The following is a 21,687-nucleotide window of genomic DNA, read 5'->3' as shown; positions in this document are numbered from 1 at the left end:
GGCGGGCATATTACCTTTGCCTGAATCTCCGGCGACAAGAGGCAGATCATCGTGAACACCAGAATCCTCTCGGCCCTTGCATTGGCGACCCTGTTGCAGGGCGTGCCCCTGACGGTGATGGCGCAAGAGCCGTCAGGCGCCTATCTTGCGGCCCGGCAGGCGCGGTATGCCGGCGATTTTGCCGCCGCCGCGCAATATTACGCGCAGGCGCTGGCCGAGGATCCGTCAAACCCCGCCATTCTGGAAGATGCGACGATTGCCTATCTGGCGCTCGGGCAACTGGATCGCGCGGTGAGCGTGGCCCGCAAGATCGAGGCGGATGGCCTCGAGTCTCAGGTGGCGCGCATGGCGCTGGTGGCGCAGGAGGCGCGCGACGCAGAGTGGGACGCGCTGATGGCGCGGGTACAGGACGGGCGCGGCGCGGGGGCTCTGGCCGATGGGCTGTTGGCCGCCTGGGCCTCGCTTGGCAAGGGCGACATGACTGCGGCGCTGGAGCACTTTGACGCGGTTGCCGAAGAGCGTGGCCTGCGCAGTTTCGCGATCTACCACAAGGCGCTGGCGCTGGCATCGGTCGGCGATTTCGAGGGCGCCGACAAGGTGTTCAGCGGCGAGGCGGACGGCCCGTTGCAGCGCACCCGGCGTGGGGTGATCGCCTGGGCGCAGGTTCTCAGCCAGATTGACGCGCAGGAACGCGCGGTCACGGTGATAGATGATACGTTCGGTGGCAATCCGGATCCGGAAATCGTGGCATTGCGCGCGGCGCTCGCCGCCGGGGAACGCGCGCCTTTTGACCTGGTGACAGGTGCTGCGGATGGTGTGGCCGAGGTGTTCTATTCGCTCGGTCAGGCGCTGAGGCAGGAGGCCAATGACGATCTGATCCTGCTCTACACCCGGCTTGCCGAAATGATAAAGCCCGATCACATCGACGCCGTGCTGATGAGCGCCGAACTGTTGGAGCGGATGGAGCGCCATGACCTGGCGACCGAAGCCTACAAGAAGGTTCCGCGCGAACATCCCTCTTATTACCTTGCCGAACTGGGCCGCAGCGATGTTCTGCGCCGTCAGAACAAGCCCGATGCCGCCGCCGAGGTGCTGGAGCAACTGGCGCAGACCCATCCCGATCTGCCGCAGGTGCATGTTGCCCTGGGCGATCTCTACCGGGGAACCGAGGAGTTTGCAGCGGCGGTGACCGCCTATGACCGGGCCGTGGTGCTTTATGATGCCAAGGGCGATGAGCAGTGGTTCGTGCTCTATGCCCGCGCGATCAGCCATGAGCGGCTGGACAACTGGGAAAAGGCCGAGGCCGATTTCCGCCGTGCGCTGGAGCTGAACCCGGATCATCCGCAGGTGCTCAATTACCTCGGCTACACGATGGTGGAAAAGCGGATAAACCTTGACGAGGCGCTGGAGATGATCGAGCGCGCGGTCGCAGCCGAACCCACGAGCGGCTATATCGTGGACAGCCTGGGATGGGTTCTCTACCGGCTGGGACGCTATGACGAGGCGATCGGGCATATGGAGCGTGCCGCCGAACTGATGCCCACCGATCCGGTGGTCAACGATCATCTCGGCGATGTGCTCTGGGCTGTGGGTCGTCGTGTCGAGGCGCGGTTCCAGTGGAAACGCGCGCTCTCGCTGAACGAAAGCGAGCCCTCGTCCGATCTGGAGCCAGAACGCATCCGCCGCAAGCTGGTTGTGGGGCTGGATCAGGTGCTCGACGAGGAGGGTGCCGCGCCGCTTCAGGTCGTCAATGACGGTGGTTGAGGCGTTCGCGCCGGCCAAGATAAACCTGACACTGCATGTCACTGGACGGCGGGCGGATGGCTATCATCTGCTCGATTCGCTGGTGGTGTTCGCGGATGTCGGCGACCGGGTGTCGGTCCGCCTCGCCGGGGTGAGCCGACTGCGGGTCACCGGACCAATGGCGGCGGGCGTTCCGGTCGGGCCGGACAACCTGGTGCTGCGGGCGGTGGCGCTGACCGGGACCACGGCCGAGATCAGCCTTGAGAAACATCTGCCTGCGGCCGCCGGTATCGGCGGCGGGTCGAGCGACGCGGCCGCCACGCTGCGGGCGCTGGCGCGGATGCGCGGGCAGCCGGTGCCGGAGGGGGTGCTGACCCTCGGGGCGGATGTGCCGGTCTGCATGCTGGCGCGCGCGGCGCGGATGTGCGGCATCGGCGAAGAGGTGAGCGCGGTGGCGGGCCTGCCGCTGCTGCATGCGGTGCTGATCAACCCGCGCGTGCCGGTGCCGACCCCGGCGGTGTTCCGGCGGCTGACCTGTCGGGACAATCCGCCGATGCCGGACGAGTTGCCGGCATGGGCGGGCGCCGGTGATCTGGTGCGATGGCTGGCGGAGCAGCGCAACGATCTGCAAGACCCCGCTATCGCCGAGCAGCCGGTGATTGCGCAGGTGATCGAGCGGTTGGGCGTCACGCCCGGCTGTCAGCTGGCGCGGATGTCGGGATCGGGGGCGACCTGTTTCGGGCTCTATGATGACGCCGAAACGGCAAGCTCTGCGGCCAGCCGTCTTGCCGCGGAATTTCCCGGTTGGTGGATTCGGTCGGCGCGGCTCAGCTGATCCGTGCCACCACGTAATCGGCCAGATCGAACAGCATGCGCCGCACCGGGTGATCGGGCAGGTGGTCGAGCGCCGTCTTGGCGCGGGTGGTCCAGCCGAGCGCCTCTGCCCGCGTCCGATCGAGCGCGCCATGCGCGTGCAGCAGTTGCAGCGCGTGTTCCAGATCGCCCGACTGCTGATCGCCCTTTTCAATCGTGCGCGACCAGAATGCGCGCTCGGTGGCGTTCGCTGCCGCCACCGCCTTGATCACGGGCAGGGTGAGTTTGCGTTCGCGGAAATCGTCGCCCACGTTCTTGCCGGTGGCGCGGGCGTCGCCCTGGTAGTCCAGCAGATCGTCGACGATCTGAAAGGCGATGCCCAGCGCGTCGCCGTACTCAAAGAGCGCCCCGACCTGATCCTCGGGGGCGCCCGCGATCACGCCGCCCACCTCGGTTGCGGCGGAAAACAGCGCCGCCGTCTTGCCGCGCACCACTTGCAGATAGATATCCTCGGTCGTGGCCAGATCGCGCGCGGCGGTCAGTTGCAGCACCTCGCCCTCGGCAATCGTGGCCGAGGCGTTGGCGAGGATATCGAGCACCCTGAGCGAGCCGGTTTCGACCATGAGTTGAAAGGCGCGGGCAAAGAGATAGTCGCCCACCAGCACGCTGGACTTGTTGTCCCACAGCAGGTTGGCGGTGGGCCGTCCGCGGCGCTGCGCGCTCTCGTCCACCACGTCGTCATGCAGGAGTGTGGCGGTGTGGATGAATTCCACCGTCGCCGCGAGATGCACGTCAAAATCGCCGGTGTAGCCGCACAGATCCGCGGTCGCGAGCGTCAGCATCGGGCGCAGGCGTTTGCCGCCCGCCTCGACCAGATGCGCCGTGACCTGGGGGATGCGGGGGGCGTGGCGCGAGGCCATGCGCGCCCGGATGAGGATGTTCACCGCCTCCAGTTTCGCCGCGAGATGCGCGGCCAACTGTTCATGCGGTTTGATAACAGCCTCGTGCAATCCCATCACATCCCCACCCCGGCACTCGACAAATCGCGTCCGGTGCCCTTATGTCATCCCCATGAAACAGCTTTTGCGCACCAATGATCCCGCGTCCATCGCATTTGCCCAGGCCCTGCTTCAGGGCGAGGGTATAGACTGCTTTGAATTGGACGTAAACATGAGCATCCTCGAAGGGTCCATCGGCATATTCCCGCGTCGCCTGATGGTCGCGGATGACGATTATTACGATGCCCGAGAGACGCTGCGCGACAATGGATTCTCGCTTGAGGACTGACCCGTTCGGACAGGACGAGCTGAGCCGGGATGCGTTCCTGGGTGGGCGTCTGGTGGTCGCGCAACCCAGAGCGGGCTATCGCGCCGGGATTGATCCGGTGCTGCTGGCCGCGAGCGTGCCGGCAGGGCCGGGCGACAGCCTGCTCGATCTGGGCTGCGGTGCGGGTGTTGCGGGGCTGTGCGTCGCGGCGCGGGTGTCGGGGCTGCGCCTGACCGGGCTGGAGGTGCAGCCGGCCTATGCCGATCTTGCGCGGCAGAACGGCGCGCAGAACGGTGTCGCGTTCGAGGTGGTGACCGGCGACCTGACCGCGATGCCCGAGGTTCTGCGCCAGAGACAGTTCGATCATGTGATCGCCAACCCGCCCTATTTCGACCGCCGCGCCAGCACCGCCGCGCAGGATCCGGGGCGTGAGCGGGCGATGGGCGAGGCGGCGCCGCTCTCGGATTGGGTGGCGGCGGCGGCGCGGCGCGCATCGCCCAAGGGCACGGTGACATTCATCCAGCGGGCCGAGCGGTTGCCTGATCTGCTGGCGGCCATGGCGGCGCATCTGGGATCGCTGGAGGTGCTGCCGCTGATTCCCCGGCGCGGCCGCGCGGCGCGGCTGGTGTTGATCCGGGGGCGCAAGGGAGGGCGCGCCGCCTTGCGCCTGCTGGACGGCTGGTTGCTGCATGCGGGTGCCGCGCATGAGCGCGATGGCGAAAATTACACCGTTGCGACCGCTCTGGTGCTCAGAGAGGCGGCAGCTCTGCCCCTGGCGCGCTGATTTCCTAAAATCCGATCGGAAAACTCCCGCTTATCTCGCATCTGCAGCGTGACAGGATTGTAAAAATATGCTGCACTTCCCATGTTGATTAGAGACATCCAGACAGAGAGGAGACTGCTAATGAGCTTGAGTTCGCATATCGAGGAACTGAAGAGGAAACATCACGCGCTCTCGGAAAAGGTGGAAGAGGCGCAGCGCGCACCGGGAAGCAGCACGCTGGAAATCGCGGAACTCAAGAAGCAGAAATTGAAGATCAAGGAAGAGATCGAGCGCCTGTCGGTCAACGCCTGACAGCAGCGCCAGACGGACCAGGGGCCGGTCGATTGACCGGCCCATTTTCGTGGTGCGTCAGACAAAGAATTGCGCGCCGTTGGCCGAGATCGTGGAGCCGTTGATAAAGCTGGCGTCGTCGGACACGAGAAAGGTCACGCAGCGCGCGATTTCCTCGGGCTCGCCCAGACGACCGGCGGGGATCATGCCGATGATCGATTCGCGCACCTTTTCCGGCACGGCCATGACCATTTCGGTGGCGATATAGCCGGGGCAGACCGCGTTGGCGGTGATGCCTTTGGCGGCCCCTTCCTGGGCCAGCGATTTGACGATGCCCAGATCACCGGCCTTGGTGGCGGCATAGTTGACCTGCGCGAATTGCCCCTTTTGCCCGTTGATCGAGGAGATCACGACGATCCGGCCGAAGCCGCGCTCGCGCATGCCGGGCCAGACCGGGTGAACGGTGTTGAACACGCCGGTGAGGTTGGTGTCGATCACCTCTTTCCACTGCTGCGGTGTCATCTTGTGGAACGGTGCGTCGCGGGTGATGCCGGCATTGGCGACAACGATGTCGATGGGGCCAAGATCGGCCTCGACCTGCGCGATACCCTCCTTGGAACTGTCGTAATCGGCCACGTTCCATTTATAGGTCTTGATGCCGGTTTCCCTGGTGAATTTGGCGGCGGCCTCATCATTGCCGGCATAGGTGGCGGCGACGGTATATCCCTTGGCCTTGAGCGCCTTGGAAATGGCGGCCCCGATTCCGCGTGATCCTCCGGTGACGAGTGCAGTTCGTGCCATGGTATCCTCCAATCTGGCTAATGTCTTGATAACTTGGTTACTGTTTTGTGTGATGATGCGCAATAATATTACGTGAGAAGGTTTCCGCGCTGCCGACATGTCGTAGGGACGTCAGAAAAAGGGGTGCCGTTGCGGGCACCCCTGATGATCGTCTACCCGGTCATCACGCCGCCGCTCAGGGGCGCTCGACGCACATGGCAACGCCCATGCCGCCGCCGATGCAGAGCGTGGCAAGGCCGCGTTTCGCGCCCCGGCGTTTCATTTCGAAGAGCAGCGTGTTGAGCACCCGTGCGCCGCTTGCGCCGATCGGATGACCGATGGCGATGGCGCCGCCGTTCACGTTGACGATGGCCGGATCCCAGCCCATGTCCTTGTTGACCGCGCAGGCCTGCGCGGCAAAGGCCTCGTTCGCCTCGACCAGATCGAGATCCTCGACGCGCCAGCCCGCCTTTGCCAGCGCCTTGCGGCTGGCATGGATCGGACCCACGCCCATGATCGACGGGTCAAGCCCGGCGGTGGCATAAGAGGCGATGCGCGCCAGCGGCTCGATGCCGCGTTTCTCGGCCTCGTCGGCGCTCATCAGGAGCGTGCCCGCGGCGCCGTCATTCAGGCCAGAGGCGTTTGCCGCAGTGACCGACCCGTCCCTGGTAAAGGCGGGGCGCAGTTTCTGCATCGCCTCGATGGTGGCGCCGTGGCGGATATATTCGTCCTTGTCGACGATGATGTCGCCCTTGCGGGTCTTGACGGTAAAGGCGATCACCTCGTCGTCGAACTTGCCCGCCTTCTGCGCGGCTTCGGCCTTGTTCTGGCTGGCGACGGCGAATTCGTCCTGCTGCTCGCGGCTGATCTGCCATTTCTCGGCCACGTTCTCGGCGGTCTGGCCCATGTGATAGCCGTTGAACGCATCCCACAGACCGTCGCGGATCATCGTGTCGATATACATCATATCGCCCATCTTGTGCCCGGCGCGTAGATGCGCGGCATGGGGGGCGAGGGTCATGTTTTCCTGCCCGCCGGCGCAGACGATGGCGGCATCCCCGAGCTGGATGTGCTGGGCGCCGAGCGCCACGGCGCGCAGGCCCGAGCCGCAGACCTGGTTGATGCTCCACGCCGCCGATTCGATGGGCAGGCCCGCATTGACATGCGCCTGACGGGCGGGGTTCTGGCCCTGGGCCGCGGTCAGCACCTGGCCAAGGATGGTTTCGGACACTTCGGATTTGTCGATCCCGGCGCGGGCGACGACCGCCTCAAGCACCGCCGCGCCCAGATCATGCGCGGGCGTATTGGAAAACGCCCCGCCGAAAGAGCCGACCGCGGTGCGCGCCGCGGATGCAATTACTACATTGGTCATGTGTATCCTCCACCAGGGTGTTTCATGGCGCGGGATGGATGAGGTGCGCATGTTCCATGCGAATCCCGTCATGTTCCCCGCCGTTCCATCGTGTCTTATCGTATGTGTCGCGGTGCGACAACGGGCGGAGTGTCACATTCATGCGCTGGCGTGCGCCAGCGTGTTGTCGAGCCAGGGCGGCCGCACGGTCGGCGCGCCAAAGTAATAGCCCTGCAGGCAGTCGATCCCGAGCGCGGCGAGATAGGCGGCATCCTCGGGTTTCTCGACGCTTTCGGCGACGGTGATCATGTCGAACTGGCGTCCGATCGCGAGAAGTGCGGCGGTCAGCACCTGGTTGTCGGCGTCGGTGGCCACGCCGCGAATGAACTGTCCGTCGATCTTGACGATGTCAAAGAAGAAATCCCTGAGAAACCGGAAGGACGTGTAGCCCGCCCCGAAATCATCGAGGGCAAAGCTGATGCCCTGACGCTGCAATTCCTTCATGAAGCCGGTGACGATTTCGGGCACCAGCATGGCCGAGTTTTCGGTGATTTCGAGGATCAGCCGTTCGGCGATGGTCGGATCCTGCGCGAGGCCGCGTTTGAGGATGCGCAGCCAGCGCGCATAGCCGATGGAGCGGGCCGACATGTTGATCGCAAGGCGCAGGTCGGGATAGTCCGACAGGGTTTTCAGCCCCTTTTCCAGCGCCAGGCAGTCGATGATGCGCCCGGTTTCGGTCACCTCGACGATATTGATGAAGTCGCGCGCCGGGATCACCCGCCCGGTTTCGTCCAGAACGCGGATCAGCCCCTCGTAAAAGGCGGGCCTGTCCTGCTGACCGGCGGGCACGACCGCCTGATAGGCGAGCATGACCTGTTTGTGTTCCACCGCCTGCCTGACCATGTCGACCACCGACCGGTCGCGTGCCGAGACGGCGAAGGACAGCGGGTTGTCCTGTCCGGCCGGGATATCGGCCCATTTGCGGTTCTGCCCCATGCACACCTCCAGACTGGCGAGTTTTCAGGTTCCGTCAAATCCGTTAAGCATTGCTTAAAGCGCTGATTTGAAACATATTTGCGGAAACGGTCGGAGCCGGGGGAAACGTCGATGGACAGATGCGGTTGGGTCGGGTCGGATCCGCTCTACGAGGCCTATCACGATCACGAATGGGGGGTGCCGGAACATGACAGCCGCGCGCTGTGGGAAAAGCTGGTTCTCGACGGGTTTCAGGCCGGGCTGAGCTGGATCACCATCCTGCGCAAGCGCGACAGTTTTCGCGCGGCTTTCCAAGGGTTTGATCCGCATGTGATCGCAGGCTGGGGGGCGGATGACGTGACCCGCCTGCTGGCCGATCCCGGCATCATCCGCCACCGTGGCAAGATCGAGGCCACCATCGGCAATGCCCGTGCCTGGCAGGCGGTCGAGGCCGAGGGGGGCTTTGACCGCTACCTGTGGAATTTCGTGGATGGCAGGCCGATCCTGAACCGTTGGAAGAGCCTGGCGGAGGTGCCCGCGCAGACCGATCTTTCCCTAAAAATTTCAAAGGATTTGAAGAAAAGGGGGTTCAAGTTCTGTGGGCCTACCATCGTCTATGCCTTCATGCAGGCGGTGGGCATGGTCAACGATCATCTGGTGACCTGCCCCTGTCATGCGAAGGTTGCGAAAATGGGACAGGCTGCGCGCCCCGGCGCATAGATGTTTTGGATTCGCCGCGCGAATCCTATATGGGGATGCATTCCATACCCGAACCGCGACAGGCCCATGACCAACACCGCCCCGATCACACAGGATGTGCTGACCATCCCCCGCAAGCTGCCCGAGGGGCCCGTGAACCTTGTCGGGCTGACGCGCGAGCGGCTGCGCGAGGTGCTGATCGCGCACGGCACGCCGGAAAAGCAGGCAAAGATGCGCGTGAACCAGATCTGGCAATGGATCTACCAATGGGGCGTGCGCGATTTCCACGCCATGACCAATCTGGCGAAATCCTATCGCGCGGAACTGGCTGATAAATTCGTGATCGAGATCCCCGAGGTGGTGAGCAAGCAGGTCAGCGCCGACGGTACGCGCAAGTATCTGGTGCGTATCGCGGGCGGGCATGAGGTCGAGGTGGTCTATATCCCCGAGACGGATCGCGGCACGCTGTGCATTTCCTCTCAGGTCGGCTGCACGCTGACCTGTTCGTTCTGCCATACCGGGACGCAGAAACTGGTGCGCAACCTGACGGCGGGCGAGATCATCGGTCAGGTGATGCTGGCGCGCGACGATCTGAACGAGTGGCCCAAACCGGGCGAGGCGGCGGGCGAGCGCCCGCGCCTGATCAGCAATATCGTGCTGATGGGGATGGGCGAGCCGCTTTACAATTTCGAGAACGTGCGGGATGCGATGAAGATCGCGATGGATGGCGAGGGGATTTCGCTGAGCCGTCGGCGGATCACGCTCAGCACTTCTGGCGTGGTGCCCGAGATCGCGCGGACGGCAGAGGAAATCGGCTGTCTGCTGGCGGTGTCGTTTCATGCCACCACCGACGAGGTGCGCGACAAGCTGGTGCCGATCAACAAGCGCTGGAACATCGAGACGCTGCTGGGCGCGCTGCGCGATTATCCGCGCCTGTCGAATTCCGAGCGGATCACCTTTGAATACGTGATGCTCAAGGATGTGAATGACAGCGATGCCGATGCCCGTCGTCTGGTGCAGCTGATCCGGGGTATTCCGGCCAAGATCAACCTTATCCCGTTCAACGAATGGCCCGGCGCGCCGCATCAGCGCAGCGACTGGGACCGGATCGAGCGCTTTGCCGACATCATCTACAAGGCCGGTTACGCCAGCCCGATCCGCACCCCGCGCGGCGAGGATATCATGGCGGCCTGCGGACAGCTGAAATCCGCCACCGAACGCGCCCGCAAGTCACGTGCCGAGATCGAGGCCGAGACAAGGCTTGGCTGAGCCGATGACGGAATTCGTATCCCTGCCGCAGCCGTTCAACGCCGCTGGCGAACCGCGCCGTGTGGGGGTCGAGATCGAACTGGGCGGCTTGTCCGAGGCCGAGGTCGCGCGTCAGTGCGTCGACGTGCTGGGCGGGCGGGCGGAACAGGTGGACAGCCATGTCTGGAGCGTCGAAGGCAGCCGGATCGGCAAGCTCGAAGTCTATCTCGACATCTTCCTGCGCAACGCGCAAAAGACCAAGCTGCGCGATCTGGCGCTCGATCTGGGGCGCGAGGTGATCCCGGTCGAGATCGTGACCGAGCCTTTGGACATGGCCGGGCTTGCGCGGCTCGACGGTCTGCGCGCCGCCCTGCGCGATGCGGGCGCGCTGGGCAGCGGGGCGGGCTGGTTCTTTGGCTTTGGCCTGCATCTGAACATAGAGATCGCGAGCGACGGGGACGCCGATATCCTGCGTCCGCTGCTGGCCTATGCGCTGATCGAGGACTGGTTGCGCAGCGCCCATCCAATCGACGAGGCGCGCCGCCTTCTGCCGTTCACCGATCCCTATCCCACCGAATTCGTGCGCGCGCTGATTCGGGTGGGGCAGGGGGTCAGCCTCGACCGGGTGATTGACCTCTATCTGGAGCATACGCCAAGCCGCAACCGGGGGCTGGACATGCTGCCGGTCTTTGCGCATTTCCGGCCCGGACGCATCGCGGCGGCGATTTCCGACAAGACCTCGGCGCGGCCCACCTTTCATTTCCGACTGCCCGATTGCCGCATCGACGAGGACGGCTGGTCCATCGCCGACGAGTGGCGGCGCTGGCTGGTGGTGGAGCGGGTGGCTGGAGACAAGACTCTTCTGACCCGGCTGGCGCAGGCGTGGGAGGACGATCACGGGCTGGTCACGCTGTCGCGGCAGGGCTGGGCATCGCGCTGTGGCCGTATCCTGCGAAGCGCGGGGATGGGGATCTGATGCAGTCCCCAAGACCGCTCATCGGGGTTACCGTCTCGCGGCGGTCGGGCTGGCGGATATTTCCGCTGGTGGCGTTCAATGTCTGGATGGCGGGCGGGCGGGCGCTGCGTTGGCAGGCGGGGCGCGAGGCCGATATCGACAGCGTTGACGGAATCATCATCGGCGGCGGCGACGATATCTCGCCCGATCTCTATGGCGGGCGGATCGTCACCTCGGCGCGGCTCGATCCTGGCCGTGATGCGCTGGAACGCGGGCTGGTGCTGGCGGCGTTCGAGCGGTCCAAGCCGGTGCTGGGCATCTGCCGGGGCAGCCAGATGCTGAACATCGCGCTTGGCGGGACGCTGCATCAGGACGCCTATGCCACCTATGCGGCCAGCAACCACATGCGCACCGTGCTGCCGCGCAAGACGGTCTGTATCGAGCCGGGCACGCGGCTGGCCGGGCTGGCCGGTGCGGGGCCGATGAAGGTGAACGCGCTGCACACGCAGGCGGTGGACCGGCTGGGCGCCGGGCTGCGCGCGGCGGCGCATGACACCGGCGGCATGGTGCAGGCCATCGAGCGGGTCGAGGAGCCGTTTGCCCTGGGCGTGCAATGGCACCCCGAACACCTGTTCTATGCGCGTCGGCAGATGGGGATATTCCGGGCGCTGATCGCCGCCGCAAAGGCTCGGCGCGAGCATGTCGCGCAATTGCCGGGCATCGACGCACTACGCTGAGGTCTTCGCAGAATTCCCCGATACCGCCACAATCCGGCACGATTGACGCCATATCGTTCAACTAACCGTGATTGAATGGTTAACTGTAACAGGGTTGGAAACGATGAACCTGCACCACACAGAGAACACGACCGCGATTCGCGATTTCGTTCTGCGCGAGCGCGTGCTGGCGGTTTCAGAGCGCGAATGGCTGCACCGGCTGCGTGGCTATGGCTATGGGATCCGCGACACGGCGGAGGGACGGTTCGTCACCTCGCTGTCGCAGGGCGCGCCGATCTGTCGGCTGGGCTGACTCAGGCTTCGGCCCCGACCGGATCTTCGTGATGCTGAGCGGCGCGGACAGTCTTGAGCCGGTGGCCGACATCGACGATCGCCTCAAGCGCCGGGATCAGTTCGGACCCGAGCGGGGTGAGCTGATATTCGACCGAGGGCGGCGAGGTGGGCATGACCCGGCGCAGGATCACGCCGCGCGCCTCCAACTCGCTGAGGCGGGTCGAGAGCACCTTGGCGGTGATCGGCGGAATATCGACGCGCAATTCGCTGAACCGGCGCGGACCGGCGCGCAGGGACCAGATGACATTCGCGGCCCATGCCCCGGCGATCACCGCCATGCATTCGGTCAGCATGCAGGGCTCCGGCGGTTTCGGGCTGTCGTTGCGGCGCATTTTCAGAGGCATCTCGGGTTACCTGGTTTCTTCCGGGAAATCTGAAAATCAGGTATCTTTCGGATACTACATTGTCAAAGGAAATCATTTCACACAGATACCGGGCACCCAATCAAAGGAGTCTGTAAATGCATCTCTATTACAAACCCGGGGCCTGCTCGATGGCCGCTCATATCATCCTGAACGAAGTTGGCGCAGAGCACACCCGCGAGAGCGTCGATACCGAAAAGGGTCTGACCGAATCCGGCCATGATTATTCCAAGGTCAATCCGCGCGGTTATGTGCCCGCGCTGCGTCTGGCAAGCGGCGATGTGATCACCGAAAACGCCGCCGTGCTGCAATATCTTGGCGATCAGTTCCCCGAACATGCGCTGGTGCCCGCTGTCGGCACGATGGAGCGCGTGCGGTTGCAGGAGGTTCTCAGCTTTCTGTCTTCCGAGCTGCACCGGGCATTCAGCCCGTTCTTTTCGGGGCGCGAGATGTCGGACGAGCAAAAGACAGCCGCGACAGCGCATCTCGATCGCAGGATCGGCCAGTTCGAGGCGATGCTGTCGGAAACCGGCCCCTATATTTTCGGGGATCGTCTGTCGGTGGTGGATATCTATGCTTTCGTGATCCTGAACTGGACGAACTTTATCGGGGTGTCGCTGGCTGACCGGCCGGTTCTGGTGGCTTTCATGGACCGGATCGCGGCGCGCAAGGCCGTTGTGCAGACGCTGCAAGAAGAGGGTCTGGCGGCATGAGCGACAAGTTCGCAGAAGTGCGCGAGGTTCTGCACACTTATTTTGATGCGCTCTACACCTGTGATCTCGCTCTTTTCGAGGCGGTGTTTCATCCGCGTGCGCTCTATGCCACGGCGGATGAGGCCCCGGCGCTGTTCCGGTCGATGGAGGAATACTTTCCCGTCATCGCCAAGCGCGTGTCGCCACAGTCCCGGGGCGAGCCGCGCCGGGATGTGATCGACAGTATCGAGTTTGCCGGGGACAATACCGCCCTCGCCAAGGTCCGCTGTTCGATCGGCGAGCGCGATTTCCTCGATTTCCTGACGCTGGTGCGGGAAAACGGGCGCTGGCAGATCGCCGCCAAGATCTTTCACATCAAACCGAAGAGCGAGGGCTGAGACATGCCGTATGTCAATATCCAGGTCACCCGCGAAGGCGTGACACCCGCGCAGAAGGCCGAACTGATCAAACGGTCCACCGACATGCTGGTCGAGGTGCTGGGCAAGAACCCGGCCACCACCTTTGTCGTGATCGAAGAGGTCGAGATGGAGAACTGGGGTGTCGGCGGCCTGCCGGTCGCGGACTATCGAAAGTCTCTGAAAGGCTAGCGCAACAAGGTCGGGGCCCGCATGGTGCGGGCCCTGAGATTGGTGACAAACCCGCCGCTGTTTCCGACAGGGGACCGGCGCGTCAGACGTCAGCAGCGCTGATCCTGCCTGCGCGCTCCCGGACCTGGAGCGTTCGGTGCCCCCGGCCCTGACCTTTTGGCCCCGATCTTTGGCACCTGCCCGCCATGACATGTCATATATGACATGTCATCCGGGAGAGGTCACACCCCCCGACCGTTCCCGGCAGCGCATCAGGCGTGCGCCACCCGAGTCCTGTCTAGCCCCATCCGGGGTTCGGGATCGGTCAGTGTATCCCGCCCCGGCCTTTGTCAGCAGTCCGGGGGCCCGCATGGTGCGGGCCCTGACGGTTCTGCCTCGGGCATCGTGCGTGTCGGCGTGGCGTCAGATCACAAGATCGACTTCCGTGCGCAGGCCCTCATCAGTCTCCCTGAACCGCATTTCCACGGCCTGCCGTTCCGCTGCGGACAGCCGCCGGAAAATACCGTCCCTGAGGTTTCGTGGGTCGCCCGCGATATAGAGCTGGGTTGTAAGTTCCCGGCGGTTCGTCAGGATCTTGACGTGAACATGCGGCGTCCGGCCCGGATAGGGCACCGGGGCAATCGTGCGAAAGCGATAGCGCCCCTCGTCGTCGGTGATGTCATGCCCAAAGCCCTGGAAGGCCATGTCGCGCGGGCGACCGCCCCGGTCGGCCGTATGCATGTAGCGGCCGTTCACGTCGCATTGCCAGATTTCGACCCTTGCCCCCGGCACGGGTTTGCCGTTCCGGTCAAGCACCCGGCCGGTCAGCCGGAGGATCTGTCCGCCGGCCTCGCGGACCGCCCCGGCGACCCGGACGAGATCATTGTCCACATCGTCGAACCGCATCGGGCGGGTGGGGTAGAACGGGCCTTCGGTCTGCGGCGGTGTCGGGGTCACGGCATGGGCGGGCCGCGCCATCAGGCCGATGCCGACAAGGCCGGAAAGGTAACCCAGAAACCGGCGGCGGGGTGTCTGCTGCGGATCGTTCGCCATTGGTCCGAGCCTCCTCTTGCCACGCCCCGAGGGTAGCATCCCGGCCCGGCATGGCATTGCAAACTTTCGTGAGCCATGGCCCGAAAACGACAAACCCCCGAAGCATCCGCCCGGGGGTCGTCAATCGTGCCGCAAAAAACTGCGCGGAGCGCTCTCAGAGCATGCCTTCGCGCTGCGCTTTCTTGCGTGCCAGTTTCCGGGCACGGCGAATCGCCTCGGCCTTCTCGCGCGCTTTCTTCTCGGAGGGTTTTTCGAAATGCTGCTTGAGCTTCATTTCACGAAAAACGCCTTCGCGCTGCAGTTTTTTCTTCAGGGCGCGGAGCGCCTGATCGACATTGTTGTCGCGAACACTAACCTGCATGTGGTGTCACCACCTTCCTAAGTTAAAGTTGCAAGAGATTGCAGGAAGTGGCCGTATAGCAAAGCGCCCCGGATTTGTCTAGGCTGCGCGGCAGAGAGGAAATGCCGATGTCCGATCCCGATCTGATGACCCGTTTGCTGGCGGCGGCCAAGCCGCATGTGCCGTTCGACGGCTGGAGCGAGGCGACGTTGCGCGCCGCCGCGGACGACGCCGGTATAGCGCCCGGGCTGGTGGCGGCGGTCTGTCCGCGGGGGGCTGTCGATCTGGCGCTGGCCTATCACGAAGAGGGTGATCGGACGATGCTTGCGCGGTTGCAGGAGACCGATCTGGGCGCCCTGCGCTTTCGCGACCGGGTGGCCTTTGCCGTGCGCGCGCGGCTGGAGGCGGTCGAGGATCGCGAACTGGTGCGGCGCGGGATGACGTTGTTTTCGCTGCCGCCCTATGCCGCCGACGGGGCGCGGGCGGTCTGGCGCACATGTGATTGTATCTGGACCGCATTGGGGGATACATCGGACGATGTGAACTGGTACACCAAGCGCGCGACGCTGTCGGCGGTTTACGGCGCGACCGTGCTTTACTGGCTGGGCGACGGCAGTGAGGGCCATGCGCGCACATGGGCCTTTCTGGATCGCCGGATCGAGGATGTGATGCAGATCGAAAAGCTCAAGGCGCAGGCGCGCGACAACCGGATGCTGGCGGGGTTGATGGCGGGGCCGTTCAGCGGCGTGCTGAGCCGTATCCGCGCGCCGCAGGGCGCGCAGCACACAGGCATGCCGGGGCGCTGGAACGGGCCGAAATAGGGTAGGAAACGATATGAACGAAACGATGCGGGCGGTCGAGATCACAAAGGCCGGTGGCCCCGAGGTGTTGCAACCCGCGACGCGGCCCGTGCCCGCGCCGCGCACGGGCGAGGTGGTGATCCGGCTGGCCTGGGCCGGGGTGAACCGGCCTGACGCGCTGCAGCGGGCCGGACTCTATGCGCCGCCGCCGACCGCCTCGGATCTGCCGGGGCTGGAGGGCGCGGGCGAGATCGTGGCCTGCGGGGCGGGAGTCAGCGAATGGCAGGTGGGCGACCGGGTCTGCGCCCTGCTGCCCGGTGGCGGTTACGCGGAATACGTGGCCACCCCTGCCGCGCACTGCCTGCCCGTGCCCGCTGGCATGGGGCTGAAAGAGGCGGCCTGCCTGCCCGAGACCTTCTTTACCGTCTGGTCGAACGTGTTTCAGCGCGGCGCGCTGAAGGCCGGCGAGCGGTTTCTGGTGCATGGCGGATCGAGCGGCATCGGCACCACGGCCATTCAACTGGCGCATGTCTTTGGCGCGCGGGTCTTTGCCACCGCCGGGTCGGACGCGAAATGCAGGGTTTGCGAGCGGCTGGGGGCTGAGCGCGCCATCAATTACCGTGAGGCGGATTTCGTCGAGGCGATCCTTGCCGAAGGCGGCGCCGATCTGATTCTCGACATGGTTGGCGGCGATTACCTGCCGCGCAACGTCAGGGCGCTGGCGGACGACGGGCGGCTGGTGCAGATCGCGTTCCTGCAAGGGCCCAAGGTCGAGCTGAATTTCGCGCAGGTGATGGTGCGGCGGCTGACGATCACCGGCAGCACCCTACGCCCGCAGAGCGATCTGGCCAAGGCGCGGATTGCGGACGCCCTGCGCGCGCATGTCTGGCCGTTGCTCGACGCGGGCCGGATCGCGCCGGTGATGGATTCCGAATTTCCCCTGACCGAGGCCGCCGCCGCCCATGCGCGGCTGGAATCGAGCGGACATATCGGCAAGATCGTTCTGAAGGTGGGCTGATTTGGGCGCGGTGTCTCTGGCGATCCTCGCATTGGCGGCGCTCAGCCTTGGTCTGAGCGTGGTGGCGATCCGGCGCGACGTGCCGCCGGACTGGCGATTCGCGATGCCCGCGCCGCTGGCGGCGGACGGCGTGCCACGCTTTGAGACATTGCTGGATCATCGCGTGACCGAGGGACAGGCGCATTCGCCAGCCATTGTCACGCGGGACGGCGGGTTTGACGTGATCTGGTTTCAGGGATCGGCCGAGGCGCAGCCGGACGTGGATATTCACGGCGCCCGGATGCGGTGGCGGGACGAGGGCTGGCAGGTATCGCAGCCTGGCAGGATTCTGACGCGCGACGCGCTGTCAGAAGCGTTCGCGCCGGGGCAACTGGTGGTGACGCTGGGCAATACCATCGAGAACGAGGCCGCGCCGGGGCATCTGTTCACCACGCCGGTTTCGCTGGGCGGCTGGGCGATGGCGGCGGTCGCGGATGTCGAGATGGGCGCGCAGGGTCCGGTCAGCGCGCGCAAGCTCAACCTCTCGCCGCTGCTCAACCGTTCCTTTCTGGTGAAATCGCCGATGCTGGCCTATGCGGATGGCAGCCACGCCCTGCCCGCCTATTTCGAGATGGGGCCGACCTATGGCGCGCTGGTGCGGTTCGATGCGGCGGGCAGGGTGCGCGATCAGCGGCGCATCGGCGCGCGCGGCGCCAAGGTCATTCAGCCGATGATCGTGCCGCTCGACGTGCGGCGCGCGGTGGCCTTCCTGCGCGATTTCGACCGCAGCAATGTCTTGTGGATCAGCCGGACAACAGATGGCGGCCAGAGCTGGTCCGAGGCGGAGCGCAGTGCCATCGCCAACCCGAGCGCGTCGGTGGCGGTTCTCAACCTGGGCGACGGGCAGCTTCTGATGGCGGGCAATGACGATCCCGAGGCCCCGGCGGCGCTGATCCTGTCGGTCAGCGCGGATGAGGGTGCGACATGGCGCGCGGTGCATCGCTTCGAGGGCGAGGGCGAGGGCGCGCTGCGCTATCCGATGCTGCGGCGCGCGGGCGAGGATATCGTGCTGGTCTATTCCACCGGCAACAAGCGGGGGATCGTGGCGCATCTGTTCACCGCGGCATGGGTGGCGGCGCGATGACCGGGGTTCTGGACTGGCTGGCGCTGGCGATCGTGCTGGGCTGGGCGGGGTTTGCGCTGGGCGGGTCCGTGACCGCGCCGCCGGTGGCGACCGCGGTGGCGCTTGGGATGGTGGGGCTGGTGCTTCTCGCGCGCGGCTGGCTGCCGGTAGCGGGGGCGATGGCGCTGCTCTCGCCCCTGGGTGTCATGCTGCCCGCGCTGGCGCTGCGGCATTTGGCGGCGGGGTGGGGCGTGCCGGTGCTGCCCTTTGGCACGGCGGAACTGGTGCTGTTTCTGCTAGCCTATCTGGTATTTCTCGCCTCGGCGATGGGGGTGGTGCCGGCCGATCTCTACCGGCTGGGCTATGCGCCTGTGCCGGTGGCGGCGATGGTGCTGGCAGTCTGCGCCTACGGGTTCTGGTCGGGCAGTCTGTTTCTGCCGCTGGTGGCGGTGCTGGGTCAGGCGCTCTGGGTCATGGGCTGGGGCAGCAGCAACTGGTTCGATCACGTGTTGCACGCGGTTCTGGTGCCGGTGGTGATCGTGGTGCTGGTGCTGCGGGCGCTGTGACGCGCGGCGCGGGCGGGATTCGGGTATTTTTGCCAAGAAGAAACAAGGGCTGTGCGTGAACCCGAGAGCGGGCCTGCATTCTTTGCACTTTCATTTTGCCGTGCAGGCGATTATATGACACCCAAGTTCCCCGACAATGGAAACCCGTTCCGGCCCGCCCGGAACCGCCCTTTCAGGCGACGGGGAAGTTTTGGGTAAAGGAGACCTGAGAGATGTCAAAGCCGATCATGGCCAAGGCCACCGCCGTCTGGCTGGTGGATAACACGACACTGAGTTTCAAGCAGATCGCCGATTTCTGCGGCATGCATGAGCTGGAGGTGCAGGGTATTGCCGATGGCGATGTGGCCGCCGGCGTCAAGGGATTCGACCCGATCGCCAACAACCAGCTGAGCGCGGAAGAGATCGAGAAGGCACAGGCCGATCCGCTGCACAAGCTGCAGCTCAAGCATTATGCCGCGGCCCAGGGCGAGGAAAAGCGGCGCGGGCCGCGCTACACCCCGCTCAGCAAGCGTCAGGACCGGCCCAATGCGATCCTGTGGCTGGTGAAATTCCATCCTGAACTGGCCGACAGCCAGATCGCCAGGCTGGTCGGAACGACCAAGCCCACCATCCAGTCGATTCGCGAGCGCACGCATTGGAACATTTCCAGCATGCAGCCCATCGACCCGGTCGCGTTGGGCCTGTGCAAGCAGTCCGAACTGGATGCCGCCGTGCAGGTCGCGGCGGTCAAGAAGGCCAAGGAAGGTGCGGCGCTGAGCGATGACGAGCGGCGCAAGCTGCTCAGCACCGAGCAGAGTCTGGGCGCTGGGGCGGAGCCGCGCATTCCCACCGCGATCGAGGGGCTGCAGAGTTTCACTCTGGGGCAGGATTACCACCCGCAGGAGCGTGAGAAGGAATACGACGCCGACAGTTTCTTCAACCTGCCGGATGCCGATGACGACGAGGATGACGACGACGACGCCAGCCGCTGAGCACCGCCACGCGGTGGCCATGGAACAAGGGCCCGGAAGCGATTTCCGGGCCTATTTCGTGGCCGGTGTGACGCGGGCGCAAAATATTTCCGCGCGACATGAAAAAATTGTTGCGCGGTGCCGGGTGCGGTTTTAAATGCGCGATCATAGACGCCAACGCACGCGCCTCTGGCCGGCAGTCAAATGCCTAGTGTTTACGTAGCGACGGTAACGTCTCCTGTTATGAACTGGTCGGGTGAAAGCCCGGGTCTGATCGGAGATGACCATGAACGCCTACGTGAACCCCCTTGCGGGCGGTGATGCCGTTTTCGCACCTTCGCCCATCGTCGATTTCATCCGCAGCCGCGATTTTGATCGACCGACGCTGGTGTTGCACCGCGACACCGTGGCGCGGCAGTATCGCGCGCTGAAATCCGGCCTTGGCCGGGCCGATATCCATTACGCGGTCAAGGCCAATCCGGCGCGCGAGATCATCGAGGTTCTGGTGGCCGAAGGCAGCCGGTTCGACGCCGCATCGCGCGGGGAAATCGAGCTGTGTCTCAGCCTTGGCGCGCATCCCGAGCATATCTCGTTCGGCAATACCGTGAAGCGCGCCAGCGACATCGCCTTTGCGCATCAGGCGGGGATCACGCTCTTTGCCGCCGACAGCGAGATGGAACTGGAAAAGATCGCGCTGCATGCGCCGGGCGCTCAGGTCTATATTCGCCTTCTGGTGGGGGCGACCGGGGCCGACTGGCCGCTGAGCCGCAAATTCGGCTGCGCGCCGGAGCGTGCGGTGGGGCTGATGGATCACGCCGTGGCGCTGGGTCTCGATCCCGTGGGCCTGTCGTTCCACGTCGGCAGCCAGACGCGCCGCGCCGAAATGTGGCGCGAGACGCTGGATCAGGTGTCCGCTGTCTGGGCGGGCGCGTGCGCTGCGGGTCATGCGCTGACGCTCATCAATATAGGTGGCGGGTTTCCCGCCTTTTACGGCGAAGAGATCGAGGCGCCGCAGGTCTATGCCGCGCAGGTCATGGCGATGGTCGAGCCGCGCTTTCCGGGCGCCTTGCGGATCATGGCCGAGCCGGGCCGTGGCATGGTTGCCGAGGCGGGCATGATCGCTGCCGAGGTGCTGCTGGTCAGCCGCAAATCCGATGAGGATCTGTGCCGCTGGGTCTATCTCGACATCGGGCGGTTCTCCGGGCTGGCCGAGACGGAGGGCGAGGCGATCCGCTATCAGTTCCTGACCGAGCGCGCGCATGAAGGCACCGGCCCCTGCATTCTGGCGGGTCCGTCGTGCGACAGCGCAGATGTCCTCTACGAAAAGCGCCCGGTGGCGCTGCCCGTCGGGTTGCAGGCGGGCGACCGGATCATCATCCGCAACTGCGGGGCCTATACGTCGAGCTATTCCTCGGTAGGTTTCAACGGCTTTCCGCCGCTCGATGTCGTGGTGATCTGACATCGCGCGGGTGGATTGACGCAGGGCCCGGAAAACACTCCGGGCCCTGCGCGTTTGCGCATGAAGCGGGTCGCGGGCGGGCGGGATGCGGGCAAGACTGGCGCAAAAAGGAAAGCCCCGCGCCATGACCGAGACAACGATTGCCCTGCTGATCTTTCTGATGCCGCTTGCCTATAGTCCGGGGCCGGGAAACATGATCTTTGCCGCGATGGGCGCGCGGGCGGGGCTGGCCGCGACATGGCCTGCGAGTGCGGGCTATCATCTGGCGACATGGGCGGTGACGCTGGCGATCGGGCTGGGGTTCAGCGCGGCGCTGACGGCGCTGCCGGGGATCGCGCGGGCGATGCAGCTGATCGGGGCCGCCTATGTGCTGTGGCTGGCGGCGGGCCTGTGGCGTGCGGGCGCGATCCGGTCCGGGACGGAAACGACGCCGTTGATGGGGTTCGGCGGCGGTGCCGTGCTGCTGCTGTTCAACCCCAAGGCCTATGTCATCATCGCGCTGATGTTCACGCAGTTTGCCGAGGCGCCGGGGCTGGGCGTGATTGGCGTGGCGACGGTGTTCACGCTCAACAACATGCTGGCCTTTGTTCTCTGGGCGGCATTGGGCGCCCAACTGGCGCGGCTCTGGTCCAGCCCGGCGCAGGCGCGGTGGATGGGGCGCGGGCTGGCGGCGATGCTGGGGGCGGTGGCGATCTGGATGGCGGTGATCTAAAGCGGTTTGCATTTAATCTGAGGCATATCCTGCAGCTTTAAGGAAGTTCCAGCATTCGAGCGGGTCGAATAGCTCGCAGATGTCGCCGAGCG

General features: G+C 65.0%; 27 protein-coding genes. 20 read left to right on the top strand and 7 right to left on the bottom strand.

Translation table 11 applies throughout. The features are described 5' to 3' along the window. Positions 1-51: 51 nt before the first annotated feature. Both BSG08_RS03350 and BSG08_RS03345 read left to right on the top strand, forming a co-directional pair. The gene (locus BSG08_RS03350) at positions 52-1,764 is read left to right on the top strand and encodes a tetratricopeptide repeat protein (protein WP_245770588.1); all 1,713 of its coding nucleotides are present in this window, start codon (positions 52-54) and stop codon (positions 1,762-1,764) included. After that, positions 1,757-2,578 carry a 4-(cytidine 5'-diphospho)-2-C-methyl-D-erythritol kinase gene (locus BSG08_RS03345; protein WP_175544700.1) on the top strand — a complete coding sequence of 274 codons (822 nt, stop codon included), beginning with the start codon at positions 1,757-1,759 and terminating at the stop codon, positions 2,576-2,578. The genes BSG08_RS03350 and BSG08_RS03345 overlap by 8 nt, the downstream gene beginning before the upstream one ends. Here BSG08_RS03345 and BSG08_RS03340 read toward each other — a convergent pair. Further along, positions 2,571-3,572: a polyprenyl synthetase family protein gene (locus tag BSG08_RS03340; RefSeq protein WP_093032084.1), complete on the bottom strand. Its 1,002-nt coding sequence runs from the start codon at positions 3,570-3,572 to the stop codon at positions 2,571-2,573. The two genes, BSG08_RS03345 and BSG08_RS03340, sit on opposite strands and share 8 nt — an antisense overlap. Positions 3,573-3,627: 55 nt before the next feature. Here BSG08_RS03340 and BSG08_RS03335 point away from each other — a divergent pair, with 55 nt between their 5' ends. The 3 genes from BSG08_RS03335 (at position 3,628) to BSG08_RS03325 (ending at position 4,897) form a co-directional block, all read left to right on the top strand. Beyond that, the gene (locus BSG08_RS03335; RefSeq protein ID WP_093032082.1) at positions 3,628-3,843 is read left to right on the top strand and encodes a putative signal transducing protein; all 216 of its coding nucleotides are present in this window, start codon (positions 3,628-3,630) and stop codon (positions 3,841-3,843) included. Beyond that, complete coding sequence (locus BSG08_RS03330; RefSeq protein WP_245770587.1) at positions 3,833-4,606, top strand: tRNA1(Val) (adenine(37)-N6)-methyltransferase; 774 nt, start codon at positions 3,833-3,835, stop codon at positions 4,604-4,606. Before BSG08_RS03335 ends, BSG08_RS03330 begins: the two co-directional genes overlap by 11 nt. Positions 4,607-4,726: 120 nt before the next feature. Beyond that, positions 4,727-4,897 carry a YdcH family protein gene (locus BSG08_RS03325; protein ID WP_093032076.1) on the top strand — a complete coding sequence of 57 codons (171 nt, stop codon included), beginning with the start codon at positions 4,727-4,729 and terminating at the stop codon, positions 4,895-4,897. Positions 4,898-4,954: 57 nt separating this feature from the next. Here the strand turns inward: BSG08_RS03325 and phbB are convergent, their stop codons facing one another. From phbB to BSG08_RS03310, 3 genes are all read right to left on the bottom strand, one after another. Beyond that, positions 4,955-5,677: an acetoacetyl-CoA reductase gene (gene phbB, locus BSG08_RS03320; RefSeq protein ID WP_093032073.1), complete on the bottom strand. Its 723-nt coding sequence runs from the start codon at positions 5,675-5,677 to the stop codon at positions 4,955-4,957. A gap of 175 nt (positions 5,678-5,852) precedes the next feature. Continuing rightward, positions 5,853-7,028, bottom strand: coding sequence for an acetyl-CoA C-acetyltransferase (locus BSG08_RS03315; RefSeq protein WP_093032070.1), 1,176 nt, complete (start codon positions 7,026-7,028; stop codon positions 5,853-5,855). 138 nt (positions 7,029-7,166) lie between these two features. Further along, complete coding sequence (locus BSG08_RS03310; RefSeq protein ID WP_093032067.1) at positions 7,167-8,003, bottom strand: EAL domain-containing protein; 837 nt, start codon at positions 8,001-8,003, stop codon at positions 7,167-7,169. Positions 8,004-8,114: 111 nt separating this feature from the next. Between BSG08_RS03310 and BSG08_RS03305 the strand changes: the two genes are divergently transcribed. The 5 genes from BSG08_RS03305 to BSG08_RS03285 all read left to right on the top strand — a co-directional run bounded on the left by BSG08_RS03305 (position 8,115) and on the right by BSG08_RS03285 (position 11,913). Then, positions 8,115-8,702 (top strand): DNA-3-methyladenine glycosylase I, encoded by a 588-nt coding sequence (locus BSG08_RS03305; protein WP_093032064.1) that lies wholly within the window; start codon positions 8,115-8,117, stop codon positions 8,700-8,702. A gap of 66 nt (positions 8,703-8,768) precedes the next feature. Further along, a complete protein-coding gene (rlmN, locus tag BSG08_RS03300) occupies positions 8,769-9,950 on the top strand; it encodes a dual-specificity RNA methyltransferase RlmN (protein WP_093032061.1) in 1,182 nt (393 codons plus the stop codon). 4 nt (positions 9,951-9,954) lie between these two features. Further along, on the top strand, positions 9,955-10,905 hold the full coding sequence (locus BSG08_RS03295) for an amidoligase family protein (protein ID WP_093032058.1): 951 nt from the start codon (positions 9,955-9,957) through the stop codon (positions 10,903-10,905). After that, positions 10,905-11,621, top strand: a complete 717-nt coding sequence (locus BSG08_RS03290; RefSeq protein ID WP_093032056.1) for a gamma-glutamyl-gamma-aminobutyrate hydrolase family protein — start codon at positions 10,905-10,907, stop codon at positions 11,619-11,621. The genes BSG08_RS03295 and BSG08_RS03290 overlap by 1 nt, the downstream gene beginning before the upstream one ends. Before the next feature lie 103 nt (positions 11,622-11,724). Beyond that, positions 11,725-11,913, top strand: a complete 189-nt coding sequence (locus tag BSG08_RS03285; protein WP_093032053.1) for a hypothetical protein — start codon at positions 11,725-11,727, stop codon at positions 11,911-11,913. A gap of 1 nt (position 11,914) precedes the next feature. On the opposite strand, the gene BSG08_RS03280 is transcribed toward BSG08_RS03285, so the two are convergent. Further along, positions 11,915-12,298, bottom strand: a complete 384-nt coding sequence (locus BSG08_RS03280; protein WP_093032050.1) for a winged helix-turn-helix transcriptional regulator — start codon at positions 12,296-12,298, stop codon at positions 11,915-11,917. 116 nt (positions 12,299-12,414) lie between these two features. On the opposite strand from BSG08_RS03280, the gene BSG08_RS03275 reads away from it, so the two are divergent. The 3 genes from BSG08_RS03275 to BSG08_RS03265 are packed head-to-tail and all read left to right on the top strand — an operon-like array spanning position 12,415 to position 13,616. Next, complete coding sequence (locus tag BSG08_RS03275; protein WP_093032047.1) at positions 12,415-13,029, top strand: glutathione binding-like protein; 615 nt, start codon at positions 12,415-12,417, stop codon at positions 13,027-13,029. Next, the gene (locus tag BSG08_RS03270; RefSeq protein WP_093032045.1) at positions 13,026-13,406 is read left to right on the top strand and encodes a nuclear transport factor 2 family protein; all 381 of its coding nucleotides are present in this window, start codon (positions 13,026-13,028) and stop codon (positions 13,404-13,406) included. Before BSG08_RS03275 ends, BSG08_RS03270 begins: the two co-directional genes overlap by 4 nt. 3 nt (positions 13,407-13,409) lie before the next feature. Beyond that, positions 13,410-13,616: a tautomerase family protein gene (locus tag BSG08_RS03265; RefSeq protein ID WP_093032042.1), complete on the top strand. Its 207-nt coding sequence runs from the start codon at positions 13,410-13,412 to the stop codon at positions 13,614-13,616. Positions 13,617-14,018: 402 nt separating this feature from the next. Here the strand turns inward: BSG08_RS03265 and BSG08_RS03260 are convergent, their stop codons facing one another. Both BSG08_RS03260 and rpsU read right to left on the bottom strand, forming a co-directional pair. Continuing rightward, on the bottom strand, positions 14,019-14,648 hold the full coding sequence (locus tag BSG08_RS03260) for a dioxygenase family protein (protein ID WP_093032039.1): 630 nt from the start codon (positions 14,646-14,648) through the stop codon (positions 14,019-14,021). A 154-nt stretch (positions 14,649-14,802) separates the two neighbouring features. Continuing rightward, a complete protein-coding gene (rpsU, locus tag BSG08_RS03255) occupies positions 14,803-15,009 on the bottom strand; it encodes a 30S ribosomal protein S21 (protein ID WP_008207378.1) in 207 nt (68 codons plus the stop codon). Between the two features lie 107 nt (positions 15,010-15,116). Between rpsU and BSG08_RS03250 the strand changes: the two genes are divergently transcribed. From BSG08_RS03250 to BSG08_RS03220, 7 genes are all read left to right on the top strand, one after another. Then, entirely contained in the window at positions 15,117-15,809 is a 693-nt protein-coding gene (locus tag BSG08_RS03250) for a COQ9 family protein (protein WP_093032036.1), read from the top strand. 13 nt (positions 15,810-15,822) lie between these two features. Then, positions 15,823-16,806 (top strand): NAD(P)H-quinone oxidoreductase, encoded by a 984-nt coding sequence (locus tag BSG08_RS03245; RefSeq protein ID WP_093032033.1) that lies wholly within the window; start codon positions 15,823-15,825, stop codon positions 16,804-16,806. Positions 16,807-16,816: 10 nt separating this feature from the next. Continuing rightward, a complete protein-coding gene (locus BSG08_RS03240) occupies positions 16,817-17,929 on the top strand; it encodes an exo-alpha-sialidase (RefSeq protein ID WP_245770599.1) in 1,113 nt (370 codons plus the stop codon). Next, on the top strand, positions 17,926-18,474 hold the full coding sequence (locus tag BSG08_RS03235) for a hypothetical protein (RefSeq protein WP_139274529.1): 549 nt from the start codon (positions 17,926-17,928) through the stop codon (positions 18,472-18,474). Before BSG08_RS03240 ends, BSG08_RS03235 begins: the two co-directional genes overlap by 4 nt. A 212-nt stretch (positions 18,475-18,686) precedes the next feature. After that, positions 18,687-19,445, top strand: a complete 759-nt coding sequence (locus tag BSG08_RS03230) for a DUF1013 domain-containing protein (protein ID WP_093032024.1) — start codon at positions 18,687-18,689, stop codon at positions 19,443-19,445. 265 nt (positions 19,446-19,710) lie between these two features. After that, entirely contained in the window at positions 19,711-20,883 is a 1,173-nt protein-coding gene (locus tag BSG08_RS03225) for a type III PLP-dependent enzyme (protein ID WP_093033241.1), read from the top strand. Positions 20,884-21,007: 124 nt separating this feature from the next. After that, positions 21,008-21,595: a LysE family translocator gene (locus tag BSG08_RS03220; RefSeq protein ID WP_093032021.1), complete on the top strand. Its 588-nt coding sequence runs from the start codon at positions 21,008-21,010 to the stop codon at positions 21,593-21,595. Positions 21,596-21,687: the final 92 nt, after the last annotated feature.

It is taken from the genome of Roseovarius azorensis, from assembly GCF_900109455.1.
GTDB lineage: Bacteria > Pseudomonadota > Alphaproteobacteria > Rhodobacterales > Rhodobacteraceae > Roseovarius > Roseovarius azorensis.
This window is presented reverse-complemented; position numbering and strand designations above follow the sequence as displayed.